Annotated in this window: 9 protein-coding genes and 4 pseudogenes; 7 read left to right on the forward strand and 6 right to left on the reverse strand. The window is 66.9% G+C overall.

Annotation, left to right across the window (positions count from 1 at the left end; genetic code table 11):
* Positions 1 to 114, reverse strand: a pseudogene (locus tag ABZ725_RS51190) (DUF2975 domain-containing protein); the annotation flags it as partial.
* Positions 115 to 512: 398 nt separating this feature from the next.
* Here ABZ725_RS51190 and ABZ725_RS51195 point away from each other — a divergent pair.
* The gene (locus ABZ725_RS51195) at positions 513 to 662 is read left to right on the forward strand and encodes a hypothetical protein (protein WP_358809237.1); all 150 of its coding nucleotides are present in this window, start codon (positions 513 to 515) and stop codon (positions 660 to 662) included.
* 1530 nt (positions 663 to 2192) lie between these two features.
* Positions 2193 to 2339, forward strand: coding sequence for a hypothetical protein (locus ABZ725_RS51200; protein ID WP_358809238.1), 147 nt, complete (start codon positions 2193 to 2195; stop codon positions 2337 to 2339).
* Between the two features lie 158 nt (positions 2340 to 2497).
* Here ABZ725_RS51200 and ABZ725_RS51205 read toward each other — a convergent pair.
* Both ABZ725_RS51205 and ABZ725_RS51210 read right to left on the reverse strand, forming a co-directional pair.
* Positions 2498 to 3321 (reverse strand): annotated as a pseudogene (locus ABZ725_RS51205) (IS5 family transposase); the annotation flags it as partial.
* 48 nt (positions 3322 to 3369) lie between these two features.
* Positions 3370 to 3699, reverse strand: coding sequence for a hypothetical protein (locus ABZ725_RS51210; RefSeq protein WP_358809239.1), 330 nt, complete (start codon positions 3697 to 3699; stop codon positions 3370 to 3372).
* Positions 3700 to 3900: 201 nt separating this feature from the next.
* On the opposite strand from ABZ725_RS51210, the gene ABZ725_RS51215 reads away from it, so the two are divergent.
* Entirely contained in the window at positions 3901 to 4044 is a 144-nt protein-coding gene (locus tag ABZ725_RS51215) for a hypothetical protein (protein WP_358809240.1), read from the forward strand.
* A 391-nt stretch (positions 4045 to 4435) separates the two neighbouring features.
* On the opposite strand, the gene ABZ725_RS51220 is transcribed toward ABZ725_RS51215, so the two are convergent.
* Positions 4436 to 6271 (reverse strand): glycoside hydrolase family 15 protein, encoded by a 1836-nt coding sequence (locus ABZ725_RS51220; RefSeq protein WP_358809241.1) that lies wholly within the window; start codon positions 6269 to 6271, stop codon positions 4436 to 4438.
* 557 nt (positions 6272 to 6828) lie between these two features.
* On the opposite strand from ABZ725_RS51220, the gene ABZ725_RS51225 reads away from it, so the two are divergent.
* The 3 genes and pseudogenes from ABZ725_RS51225 to ABZ725_RS51235 all read left to right on the forward strand — a co-directional run.
* A complete protein-coding gene (locus ABZ725_RS51225) occupies positions 6829 to 7203 on the forward strand; it encodes a transposase family protein (RefSeq protein ID WP_358809242.1) in 375 nt (124 codons plus the stop codon).
* Positions 7155 to 7721, forward strand: a complete 567-nt coding sequence (locus tag ABZ725_RS51230) for a transposase (protein WP_358809243.1) — start codon at positions 7155 to 7157, stop codon at positions 7719 to 7721. The genes ABZ725_RS51225 and ABZ725_RS51230 overlap by 49 nt, the downstream gene beginning before the upstream one ends.
* Positions 7722 to 8094: 373 nt before the next feature.
* A pseudogene (locus ABZ725_RS51235) lies at positions 8095 to 8279 on the forward strand (transposase); the annotation flags it as partial.
* Between the two features lie 92 nt (positions 8280 to 8371).
* Here ABZ725_RS51235 and ltrA read toward each other — a convergent pair.
* Complete coding sequence (gene ltrA / locus ABZ725_RS51240; protein WP_358809244.1) at positions 8372 to 9631, reverse strand: group II intron reverse transcriptase/maturase; 1260 nt, start codon at positions 9629 to 9631, stop codon at positions 8372 to 8374.
* A gap of 579 nt (positions 9632 to 10210) precedes the next feature.
* On the opposite strand from ltrA, the pseudogene ABZ725_RS51245 reads away from it, so the two are divergent.
* Positions 10211 to 10465: pseudogene (locus ABZ725_RS51245) on the forward strand (hypothetical protein); the annotation flags it as partial.
* A gap of 902 nt (positions 10466 to 11367) precedes the next feature.
* On the opposite strand, the gene ABZ725_RS51250 reads toward ABZ725_RS51245, so the two are convergent.
* The gene (locus ABZ725_RS51250) at positions 11368 to 12540 is read right to left on the reverse strand and encodes a hypothetical protein (protein WP_358809245.1); all 1173 of its coding nucleotides are present in this window, start codon (positions 12538 to 12540) and stop codon (positions 11368 to 11370) included.
* Positions 12541 to 13205 lie beyond the last annotated feature (665 nt).

Consider the following 13205-nt stretch of genomic DNA (forward strand, 5'->3'; position numbering starts at 1 on the left):
CTCCGGGTCGCTCCCGCTGACCAACACCCACACCATCAATGCCTGTACGAACACGGTGCCGGCGAGCACCACCACGAGCACGGCGCGCAGCGCACGCACGGTCAGCTTTCCCACAACCCATCCCTCCATCGAGCAACGATGGAAATCTATTGAGAATCGATAGGCGAAGCAAGGGCCGGGACGCAGAGCAGCCGCGGTCCGCACGATGGCCGGACGCCGCCGCCTCTCACGGCGGGACGGCCGCGCGAACCGTCCCCATCCCGCCGAAGCCCCCTGGACGTCAACCATCCAGACCAGGCGCCACCCGTCTCGCCACCTGCCGCGGCAGCTCCGACGGCCGGCGCGGGACCCTCGCCCGCCCGCGCGAACACCCGCCACCCGCCGAACCGTCGCGCTCCTCGCCGCCGCCCGGCGCCAGGACCTCCCGATCCGGGCCATCCGCAGACCGGAACACGACCGGCGGCCCCTGCGCACCCTGCCGCCCGAATCGACCACACAGGGGGGTGTACGGAATGCCGCACGGCGCAGCGGTGGAGGAACTCACGGCCGAGACCACCACACAGCCGCCGCACGACCCGACCCGCCTGAAGACGACGGCGCTCACGGAGCCCGCACGGACGGAACCGCAAGCCCGCCCGACCTCCGCGACCCCCGCCCCGTGAAGGAGACCCGGGCCCGGCGAAGGAGACCCGGAAGAAGTCCAGAAGGCAGCGCTGGTCCAGCACACGCCGCACACCACAGCCATCGAAGCCCCAGACACCGGACGGACGGATCGACGCCTGATCCTCCGCCGACACGAGAGGCCCGCGTCGGCGACATGGGGCCAACCAGCCACTGACACGAGAGCGAGACAGCTGCGGCTTCAGCTCAAGCGGTGGCCGAGGATCGCGCGGCCGGCTGCCGCTGCGCGGCGCTGGCAGGCGCGCAGTCCTGGGGCGCCGGGGGGGCGCAGGCCTGCGGGCGTCGCGGTGCCAGCGGCCGGCGACTACGGCGAGGAACACGGTGGTCGTGTCGGGATTGCATGCCGTGGCGGTGTGGTCGCGGAGCGGACGGGCGATGTCTGCGGGCATGAGTCCGGCGAGGATGGGCTGCGAGGCGAGAGAGGCGGCGTCGATGCAGGCCGGGCCGGTGGTGGCGTGTGCCCGGTCCATGAAGGTCACACCGAGGTGGTGATCGCGGACCATGTTCTCGGCCCGCACGTCGCCTTGGCCACCACGCTGTCCGGGGCAGACGCCAGACACGGCCCGCGACCTCTCGCCCCGGCCGCCCCCCTGCGACGCCCAGCCCGACAACGGCCGCACCGGAAGACTCGAAACCCCCAGGCGGCGCACAGCCCTCAGAGAGCACGGCTGTCGGCGGAGGGGCGGCTCCGCAGGACTCGACCGGTGCGGCCGAACCCGCTCACACAGGGGCAGCGACCGACAGACGACGGAACTCGTCCCATCCGCCGTGTGACGAATGGGACGTCCACGCTGTCGTTGACCGTCTTTTCGATCTCCGTCTGTTCTTGGTCCCTTGTCTGGCTTCTTCGCGGGGGTAGCGCACGGGTTCGAGGATCAGCGTTGGCCTTTGGGCCGGGTCCAGACGTTGATCCGTCGACATCTGCGGCTGAGCCGGGTCGGTCCCGGGGCAGCCGAGCGGATCCACCGTGAACGGCGCCCCGACACGGCCCCGCCCTCGGGGCCTCCCCTGCCTGCGTAGAGCCCGAGCACCCCGTACCCGTCCCTTCACAGACAGGACCCAAACGAGGCGCACCTCCTCGGAGAGCCCACACGGCACGGGGCTTGACGGGTGAGGCCCGACTGCCGTGCCATCATGAAAAGGACAACGACGGCGGGTGACACGATGGCGACAGCGGGACACGACGGGCCAGGCGCCGAGCCCGCACGCGACAATGCGAGCCCACAGCCCAACGCTCCGAAACCTCCGCACGAGCAGGGCAGTTGGGCTGCAGACCACGTACCTTTGATCATCCTGGCTCTCATCGTCCTGGCGCTGGGGATCGCGGGCTTGGCGTCCAACGACAGCGTCACCTGCCCCGGCGGAGCCACCAGCTGCGGCACTCCCTGAAACACGCCACCGCATCACAACATCGGGTGCCTGATGACCGGATTGAGGGCGGGCGCCGAGCGCTACTCTAAAACTGCCGATCATCATTGACACCTGGGTCTCCGATCACTACGGAGATCCACATGCCGAAGTCCACCCCCACCGCCCCGCCGCTTGACCGTGAGGCCAAGCGACGCCTGGCCGTCATACGCCACGTCGAAGACGTCACCAGAAACGTCGCGATGCCCTGCCGGAACTTCGGGATCAGCCGCCAGGCGTACTACACCTGATACCGCCGCTACCAGGCCGAAGGCGTCGAGGGCCTGCGCACCCGGTCCAAGGCGCCCAAGACGTGCCCGAACACGACCCACGTTGGGGCCGCCGGAAAGATCATCCACCTGAGAGGGCCTTTGAAGTAGGCAAATTGACCTTTATACCCTAATAAGTTCCCTCGCCAGGTGGGGGTGATCTCGTCCGTCATGCGCTCGGCGAGATTATCGATCGAAGCAATATGGATCACGGCTTCGGAGCCGGCGATGAGGGCTCGCAGTCACGGGTGAGACGGCGGTGCATCATGATCCAACTGATACTCCGCTCGACCACCCACCACCTTTCCACGACGTGGAACCCGCGGGCATCCGGGTTTCTGTTGACGCCTTCTACATCGATTCCAAGGCGGGCGCCATGCTCGACGACGGCGTTGAAGCCGGTGTCGGCCCAGCTCTTCGAGAGGGTGGGGCACTTCTCCTTCGCCCGGCCGAGGAGACGCATTCCCAGAACGTTCTCCGACAGGTCGGCGGCGGTCACGGCGAGGACGAAGCCGATCGTGTCGGTGAGGATGCCGCGTTTCCTCCCGACGATCTTCTTGGCCGCATCCGTTCCCTGGCTGGTCAGGGGCACGTCGCTCGAGGTCTTCACCCTCTGGGTGTCGATCACGGAGGCGGTGGGCTCGGGTTTGCGTCCCTCCTTCACTCGGGCCAGTCCTGTCCGGTCATAATTGAGCTGGGCGAAGATTCCTTCGTCCCCCCCCCATGCGGCGTAGTAGGCATAGACGGAGCCATGGCTCGGGAAGTCGTGCGGAAGGTATTTCCAGGGGATTCCGGTGCGGTGCACATAGAGGATCGCGTTGAAGACGTCCCGTAAGTAGACCTTGGCCGGCTGTCCGGTCGGTCTGCGGTCGAGCCGGACCCATCTCCAGGCCGTCAACGTCGGCTCGATCAGGGCCCATCGGGCGTCGGACAGGTCGCTGGGGTACGGCTTGCGCTCACTCACGGCGTAGCGTGATCACGGGCGCGCCGGAGGGCTCGGTTCCGCTGTTCATCAGGCGATTCCGTGGTAGCCGGAGACGGCGGCCTCCCGGGTGTGCTCCGAGGCTCCGGCCTCAAGACGGTACGTGATCCACACGGAATACGGGGGCGCGCCGTGCCGAAGCCGCTGCTCAGGTGCGGCTGGTCCACCAGGCTTAGAATCTCGACGCGCTGCTGGGGCGAGCCTCTCGGCGGGCACGGCCGCGGACCGGACCCGGGCAGCGGTGGTGACGCGGGTGGCGAGCTCGCAGAAGAACCGGTCCTGGGCCTTGCCGGTCGTCGCGTCGGCCACCATCAGCTCGCCCAGGAACTGGCAGAACTCCCACGGGCTGAGGTTCTGCACGTACTCCAGGGCGGCATCGGTGGCCTACTCGCGACAGATGAACCGGCGCCAGCAGAGGGCGGTGAAGCCGGCTGCGAAGGTCTCGTCGCCGTCCAGCGGCGCGCCTGGTCCTGGGCGCGTCCGTGGGCGAGGCGGATGAGGTGGTCGGCGCGCAGGTGCTGGTCGCGGCCACGGTGGAAGCGGGGCGGGGCGGGGGTCAGCATGAGCAGGTCCCGCAGCCGGTCCGCGAAGGATTCAGCGGTCTCCCGGTCGGCGGCGCTGGCCGCCTCGTTGATGACGGCGGTCGTCTTCACCGAGGTCGCGATCGCGTTCTGCATGGTCTCTCCACTTCAGGGATGGGGGTAGTGCCTGCGGCGATGGCGATTCGGCCTTCAAAGAGCGTCATCACCTCGGAGGGCATGGCCTCGCTGCGGGCCCAGTCGTCGGCTTCGAAGGCCGCCGGCTCACCCCTGCCGATCGACGCCAGCGCAAGATCGTCGCCACCGCCCGGGGCGTCAACACCCTCCAGGACCTGCAGTGGCAGGTACGGGAAGCCGAAGACCGGCTCCTTGAGGCGCTCGATGAGAATGAGCGCCAGGCCTTCCGGACCCTGCTCAGCCGGATCGCCTGCGACGTCCGGGACATGGACTTGGCCGCTGCCCCCTGCGACGTCACCCCCGCCCCGTGCGACATCGCCGAACCCGGGTCCTCCTGCCTGACACACGCCGGGCACCGCCGGCCCGGCGGTGATGCTGTGTCAGCCCAGCGCGCGGTCGAGGTTGAAGGCGGCGCTGATCAGCGAGAGGTGGGTGAAGGCCTGGGGGAAGTTGCCCAGCTGTTCTCCGGTCGGGCCGATCTCCTCCGCGAACAGACCGAGGTGGTTGGCGTAGGTGAGCATCTTCTCGAAGGCGAGCCTGGCCTCCTCCAGCCGGCCTGCGCGGGCCAGCGCCTCCACGTACCAGAAGGAGCAGATCGAGAAGGTGCCCTCGGGGCCGTGCAGGCCGTCCGGGCTGGCGGTCGAGTCGTAGCGGTACACCAGCGAGTCGGAGACCAGGTCCGTGGTGAGCGCGTCCAGGGTGGAGAGCCACTTGGGGTCGGAGGGCGAGACGAATTTGGCCATCGGCATCATCAGCAGCGAGGCGTCCAGCATGTGGTCGTCCAGTCCCTGGACGAACGCTCCTCGCTCGGCCGACCAGCCGCGCCGCATGATTTGCCGGTAGATCGCGTCCCGGGACTCCCGCCAGCGGGGCAGGTCCGCCGGCAGACCGCGGCGGTTCGCCATACGCATCGCGCGCTCCAGCGCCACCCAGCACATCAGCCGCGAGTACACGAAGTTCCGCCTGCCCGCCCTGGTCTCCCACACCCCCTCGTCGGGCTGGTCCCAGTGCTCGCACAGCCAGTCCACCACGGCGCCGACCTCGTCCCAGCGGTCACTGCTGATCGGCTGCCCCCACTTGTCGTAGAGGTAGATCGAATCGATCAGCGCACCGTAGATGTCCAGCTGGAGCTGGCCGGTGGCGGCGTTGCCCACCCGGACCGGTGCGGAGCCGAGGTATCCCTCCAGGTGCGGAAGCTCGTGTTCGGGCAGCTCGGTGCGCCCGTCGATGCCGTACATGATCTGCAACGGACCGCTCTCCCCCGTGCCCCGCAGGATGCCCCGGTCGGAGATGAACCCCATGAACGCCTCGGCCTCCGAGGTGAACCCCAGGCGCAGCATCGCGTAGACGCAGAAGGCGGCGTCGCGGACCCAGACATAGCGGTAGTCCCAGTTGCGCTCGCCGCCGATCTGCTCGGGCAGGCTGGTGGTCGGTGCGGCGACGATCGCACCGGTCGGCGCGTACGTGAGCAGCTTCAGCACCAGCGCGGAGCGGTTCACCATCTCCCGCCACCGCCCGTGGTAGCGCGAGGCGGCCAGCCAGTGGCGCCAGAACCGGACGGTCGCCTCGGCCTGCTCCTGCGCCTCGGCGCGCGGGCACGACCGGAGCGGGACGTCGTCGCCGATCTGGTCGAGGGCGAACACATTGGACTCGCCCTCAAGGAGCTTGAAGTGCGACCACACGTCCAGGCCGTCGCTCTCCAGGGGTGCGGTGGCGGTCAACGCGAGCGTCAGTGACGGGGAGCGGAACACCGCCGTGCGGCCTTCGAGGTGCGTGGTGTGCGCTTCGGCGCCGTAGCCGAAGCGAGGGGCGATCCGCACCCTGAACGGGAGGGTTCCGCGTACGCAGACCACCCGCCGGATCAGCCGGTGCCGGGCCGCCTCGCGCGACTCGTCGACCACGGGCATGAAGTCCTGGATCTCCGCCACCCCGTCCGCGGCGAAGAAGCGCGTGATCAGCACGTTCGTGTCGGGGAAGTAGAACTGCCTGGTGCGGGTCGGGACCTCGGCGGCCAACTCGAACGACCCGCCCCGGTCGGCGTCGAGGATGGACCCGAAGACGCTGGGCGCATCGAAGCGAGGGCAGCAGTACCAGTCGATGGTGCCGTTCGTGCCGACCAGGGCCGTCGTACGAAGATCGCCGATCAGGCCGTGCTCGGAGATCGGTATGTAACGGCAGCCGTCCGCCTGCTCGAAACCAGTCGCGTCGAACGCCATACCGGCCTCCCTGCCGCTGCGGCCCGGACCTGGAGATGAAGCCTTGCTTTTCATGCTAGACCTCTACTCAAGGCATGGGTCCAACGGAGCCGTGCGGACAGGACTCGGCGGTCGGCTCGGCCAGGCCGGTGGCTGTGTCGCCTTCTCCGTGAGGCGTTTATCGCCATCTTCGGGAGTAACACATCCCTGTTGGCGAAGATCAATGTCGGTGAGAACTGGGCTCTGTCACAGATCTTGGGGAGCGGTCGCGGAGCGTGACCGCGGTGATCGATTGCGAAGGCCCGGGTTCGGGTGAGACCGCGTACGCCTCGCCACGTGACGGGACGAGTATGACGCTCCGTCTGGTCTGTCTTCGTCCCGGCCGGAACTGGCCGGGACGGGGACGGTGCTGGTCATGCAGGCCGACACAGTGTTCTGGGACTCGCTGGTGGTTCGACGGGATCGACGACGTGGACGTCGATGCAGTGACCCGCCGCCTTCGGCACGGTCGACATCGTGGCGAGAGGCCGGGCGACCGGCGCGGTGTGTGTCCCGCCTGCGGTGCTTCGTCAAACCGGGTGCACGGCTCCTACCAGCGCAAACTGAAGGATCTGCCGCTCGCCGGGCAGAGCGTTGTGATCCGCCTGACGGTCCGGCGTTTCATCTGCGGCGCGGCCGACTGCCCGCGCCGCACGTTCGCCGAACCGTTCCCGCGGCTGGCCACCCCATACGCACGCCTCACCTCGCGACTCGGCCGCGCCCTGGAACACGTCGGGCTCGCCCTCGCCGGACGGGCCGGCACCCGGCTGACCGCCCAGCTCGGCTTCCGCGCAGGACGGATGACCTTGCTGCGCAAGGTCATGGCGCTGCCCGACCCGCAGCCCGCACGCCCCGCGTGCTGGGAGTGGACGACTTCGCGATCCGCCGCGGGCAGACCTACTCCAGCGTCTTGACCTGCGGCGAAACCCATCGTGTGATCGACGTGCTCCCGACGCGCGACTCCGGTCCACTAACCGTCTGGCTGGCCACCCACCCGGGCATGGAGATCATTTGCCGGGACCGGGCGGGCGCCTACGCGGAGGGCGCGCGAATCGGTGCCCCCACTGCCGTCCAGGTGGCGGACCGGTTTCATCTGTGGCAGGGCATCGGCCGGGCAGTGGAAACCTGCGCCACGGCCCATCACAAGTGTCTGAATGCTTCAAATCCGCCTGCAAAAGCGGCCGTCGAGGCGTCCACCGACACCACGGCGCCCGCCGGCCCGGACCTCGACGGCTGTCGGGCCCAGCGCAAGAAGGCCGCGCACGCCCTGGTCCACAACCTGCTCGCCCAGGGACATTCCCGCCGGGCGATCGCCCGCCACCTGAGCTGGGGCCTCAACACCGTACGGCGCTACGCACGCGCCGCCGACTGGCAGGACACTCTCCGCGAGAACCGGCCCCGCCCCACCAGGCTGGACCCCTACAAGCCCTAATTCCTCTGTAACAGCTCCGACTGAGCTCCTGGTAGCTCTGCCGGACTGTTCGAGCGCGGGACTGTGACGCCTTCCTGGACCCCGGCCGACGAGGCCTCCACTGAGAGGGGCGCCAGTCCCGTGACTCGGGTGGTGGCAGCCGTGTGGGCGCCGGGCGGACAACCTATACAAGCCCCGGCCTGCGAGGCCTTCTAGGTAGAGCGGTGACGCCCGGCGTCGTCACGGTCGCCTCCACCGGACTCAGCCTCCACTCTTTGGAGTTGGTGGTGCGAGCCCGTTTCACGGCGACCTCTTGCCAGCCCTGAACCACCGAGTTCTGGGCAAGACCGAGGCCCGTGAGACGCGCTGGCGTCGCGAACGGCTTGTGAGATGTCTTTCCAAAGTCGTGACGTCCATGCCGGGAATCGGCGTCAGGCCCGGAGTACGGATCCTCATCGAGGTCGGCGACGGCAGCACCTTCCCCACCGCCGCCCACGTCGCCGCCTGCGCCGGCCTCGCCCCCGCGACCCCGCGCCCCGCAGTTCAGGCTCGTCGATCCGCGGCGAACAGCCATCCAGGCGAGTCGAGTAGCCGAGGGGGATCTCACCCCTCGGCTCTCACAGAACCGTGCGTAACGGTCTCCCGTTACACGGCTCTTGTCGTTCTGATCATCAGATCTCTGCGGCCGCCGTGGTGAGACGCCAGTGCACGAACATGCGGGGGTATCGCTGGGCGATCTCCTGCATCTTCGAGTACGCCTTCTTCTGGGCCGCGAGCCGCTTGTACTTGTTGCGGATCCATCGCACCAAGTAGGTGTTGACGCGCGCCAAGAAGCGGTCCAACTCCCAGGGCCGGAATCGGCCGTAGTAGTTGATCCAGCCCCCGATCACAGGATTCATCCTGCGGGCGAGCTCGCTGAAGGTCAGCTCGGCGCGTCGGTGCAGTCGCCAGGACCGCACCTCCCGGCCGATCCTCGTCAGGGCCTCCCTGCTGATCCCCGGCTCGAACGACAGGAACAGCTTCCCGTGCCGATTCCGGTTCTTGCGGGCGCGAAACGTATACCCAAGGAAGGTGAAGGCCGTGCACTCGAAGGAGCGCCGGCGGTTGCCGTCCTTGCAGTAGACGATCCGGGTCTTGTCCGGGTGTAGACGCAGCCCGACCTCGACCATCCGGTCCGTGAGCGCGGCCAGCACCTGGCGGGCCTCTCGCTCGGTGACGCAGTGCAGTACCGCGTCATCCGCGTAGCGCTCGAACGAGACGGACGGGAACTCCCGTTCCATCCACATGTCGAACGCGTAGTGCAGGAACAGATTCGCCAGAACGGGAGAGACCGGCGCCCCTTGGGGCGTTCCGCGCTCCCGCTCAATCTGGGAGCCGTCGGGCATGACGAGCGGGGCGGCAAGCCACCTCCGCACATACAAGTTCACCCAGACGGCGTCGGTGTGCGCGGCCACCGCCTTGACCAGCAGGTCCCAGGGCACGCTGTCGAAGAACTTGGCGATGTCGAACTCGACCACCCAGTCCCGCCGCCAGCTACGCTCCCGGCACTTCCCCACCGCGTCCAAGGCAGACCGTCCCGGCCGATATCCGTAGCTGTTTGGATGGAAAATGGGCTCCACCCTTCGCATCAGATGCCGGGCTACGACGGTCTGAGCCACCCGGTCGGCGACAGCGGGAATGCCGAGCATTCTTGTGCCACCACCGTGCGGCTTCGGAATGGCCACCGCCCGCACCGGAGGAGGGAAGTACGAGCCCGACGACATGCGATTCCAGACCTTGTACAGATTTCCCTTCAGGTCCTTCTCGAAGTCATCGATGCTCTGCCCATCCACTCCGGGCGCACCTCTATTGGCCTTGACTTCCTCCCACGCTTCTTTGACTTCCCACTTCGAGATATCAAACGGCTTGGTCGATGACTTCAACTGGCTCATCGCACTCCTCCCAGACGTCGTCCGGTTGATGTGATCAACTCAGTCACGAACGACCCGGCCCCTTCGCTCCACCCCCGTTACAGGGGCTTCGTCACTACTATGAGCCGGTCCGCCAGCAGGTACCGCATCGGTACTCGACCCCTCACGGTGTCTGCCGCTTGGGGCGCTCCCTCTCGCTGCCGCAGTACGGCAGCAGTGCTGGACCTGCCTTCTCCTGTTCCATGCGAAAGCCGCAGACCGGGCTCACGTCGCCTCCATGCCGGACACCACCTGGCCAATAAGCGGGAACCCGCCAGGCTCGTCCCGGGGTCGTTTCCACACCCCGGTTTCGATGTCGTCTGTCTGCTTTTCGACACGTCAGCAGCGATTCACTTGCGTTCGTCTTCCCGATCCCCACCTGACGCCTCTTACGACGCCTTTTCCTCATCGCTCACCACGACAGTCATTAGCTAACGCAGCATGAGGGGGTTTGAAGCCTCCCCCCGCAGGGCGACTCCGAAGGGCCAAACCTTCATCTTTCACACAGCACCGTGATCGGAGCTGCCCTACAACCAACTCCTTCTCACGCTCAGGACACACGGAAACGAGCAGCTCAAGAGGGCCTTCTTCCTCTCCGCGTTCGCCGCCCTCAGCGACCCGGCATCGCGGGCCTACTACGACAAGAAGATCACCCAAGGGAAGCACCACATCCAAGCCCTGCTCTGCCTCGCCCGCCGCCGGGCCGACGTCCTCTTCGCCATGCTCCGCGACGGAACCTTCTACGAACCCCAGACACCCGGAGCGGGCTGGAAGCAACCAGTCCCGTCTGGGAAGGGGAACCCCTACATCTTGTGAACCTCCACGGAGAACCCCTCTGCGAGGACGGAGTTCAGGTGCTCCGCATGCGCGCCCAGCCATTGCCGAGTGTCAGCGAATTGTGCCGTCAGTTCGACGAGCACGTAGTCCTCAGAGCCATCAGTCGGCCCACCACAGACGCAGCAACGGAGGCGCTGGCTCACCACACCCGTCCACTCCGGTCCGTCCCCGCCCACTGCCACCGTCTGGTCATCAACATCCACGGGGCACATCGTTCCAGACGCCCTGAAGCAGCACCCATCCACCTTAACCAAGGAGATAGGGGCCCCCACACACAGCGGACTCCTGGGACCTGTCCCCCAGCCCAGCCGCCACCGCCTCGCACCACGGTCGTGCACGGCGGCGCGGACCTGCCCGGAAAGCCCTGACTCCGGAGGCGACTTCAACTGGGCGGCCAGGCCCACGAACAGCCGCAGCGCCGCCATCTGCGACGGCGCAAGCAAGCTCCACCAGCTGCTGTCCCGGCTCCGACACGCACGGGGTCGGGGCCAGCCGGACGCCTGCGTAGGCGAGCAGGTCGTTCCCGGCGGCCGTCAGGCGCACCGCCCGGCCCTCCCACGCCGACAGCTCCGTACCCATCTCCCGGCCGGCCGTCTCCACCAGCCCCTTCCCTGCCAGAACCCGCACACTGCGCTGCGTCGACGGCGCGGCAGCGTCCAGCACCCAGCCGTGCTCGGCTTCACCTCAAAGGCCCACACCGCTTTGAGGGCCTCGATCGCCCCGTCTGCCTGCACCCCGCCACGCCATGCCCGAAATCGCCCGGCCGCCCAGCCGTACGTCCGACAAGAGGCTGCCGTATCACCAGAAGAACACCGGCTGTTCGCCGCCGCTCTCATGCGATCGATCTGCCTGCCCAGCATCAAGATGACTGCGGCGCGCGGTCATTTTCCCGGGGGCGCTGCATCAGCGACAGCGCCGGACCATCCGACCATGGCCTGGTCCTCCAAGCCATGATCATCGTCGAAGATGTGCTCACACGGTTTACCGCGCCGCTGAAGCTGGACGTCGATCCACGGATCGGACGGCCACCACGGAGAGTCCTCGCCTTCAGTGACCCCCCACACAGTCATTACCTCCTGCTCGCTGGTCGTCAGGATCTCCAACCAACTGGTTCGGCGCATGTCCCATCTCGTCTCCAATCCTTTGGCCCCGCCGCATCCCTTTTCGCCGCTGGCGCCGAAGGGTGTGCGCGCGTCGTGTTCGATGAATGTGCGTCGATCGTCTTCGATTGGGAGGCGATCCGCTCGACCAGCGGCGACATCGGTCGTCACACGGAGCAGGTCGAACGCCCCCTTCGGAGCGAATGCAACGACGGTGGCGCGTGTGGTCTCCTGGGGCTCGAGCCACGCGGTATCCATAGCGACAGGGCCGAATTGGATGAGAACTGGTTTCTCGAACCCTGCATAGCTGTTGTAACGAGCAGCAGGACCGTAGTTCTGCTTCAACGCTTTCTTCCATCGACCTTCGTCCAAGCCTCTTCCTGGATTGGCTTCTGTCACCTTGGTACCGGTGATCTCGTACATGGATGCAAGGACGCGGACGCTGGTCTTCCCGGAATTTCTCAGCGTGACCGAGGCAGTGATCTCCAATTTTTTCCCGCGTTCACGAATATTTTCGATGGAGTTCGTGACGTTGATGAGTGGCACAGTCGTGGAAGGCTGATAATGCGCGGAGTACCAGAACTGAGGAACGGCCAGGCTCGCCGCGACGATAGCGCTAACTGCAGCGATACCAGCACCGATCAGGGTTGCGCGTGAGGAGTCGGCAGGGTGACCGAGTGCAAGAATCCGAGCCTTCAGAACCGGAATTCGATGCATTGTGATCGCCAAGTCCGACCAGAACAGCACCGTGTTCGCCAGCGCCGCGATCAGTACGACGAGGTATGACAGGACGAGACGGCCCTGCCACGCCCAGGAGTCACCGATTCGATATCCAAGCCACAGGATAACCAGGAGTGTGGCGATCTCCGCCAGCATGGCGAACGCTCTGCGTAGGCGGCCGTTGGCGGCAAATCCTCCTAGGATTCCGGAAACCACTGGTACCGCGAGTGCCACGAGGAACCCACCTCTGAGGCGGGCCTCGAACGCACCATCGAGCAGTAGGTCCCTTCCGCCGACAACTGCGAGCAGCACCCAGAACCCAACCAAAGACCAGCGTGCGAATAGCAAGAGCCGACGGGTTCGCCGCCTTGCCGCGTCAGCGGATGCAGGACCTCCGCCCGCTGCCCCGGGATGGTGCTCACAGGGAGTTCCTTCGCTGGCATGTCCCCGCACAGGTCCAATCCCCCTTTTATGTCTCTACGCGCAGTTACGCGAATACAGTAGGTGATTCAATGGGGTTTCGAATGACCTTGTAGAGCCGGGCGATCCGTGGAACCACATCTTTGTCTCCTCTGTAGATCTGGTCGAGCATGCGGCGGTATTCCACGTCATCCGGTGGGAAGCAGCCTCCCCTGACAGGCGGAGCTGAACAGCGCCGAACCCAACTCGGCCCGCCCGGGAACACTGTCACCCCGATCGCCAAGTCCTGGGCGCCTCCAGCAAGACGATCTACAACTGCGGCCTGAGTGGGAGGGCCGCCTGGCCGCGCTTGCCAGGCCCTCACCGTCGGCGAATGATCACCGCTTACCGCTACGTCGGGGCGCTGCACCTGGCCAGAGTCCCGCCGGCAAGCAATGACGAGGGCCGAGGGTGTCGGTCACGATGTGCCGTCTGTGGCA

The sequence above is a fragment of the Streptomyces sp. NPDC006872 genome, assembly GCF_040635845.1.
Lineage (GTDB): Bacteria > Actinomycetota > Actinomycetes > Streptomycetales > Streptomycetaceae > Streptomyces.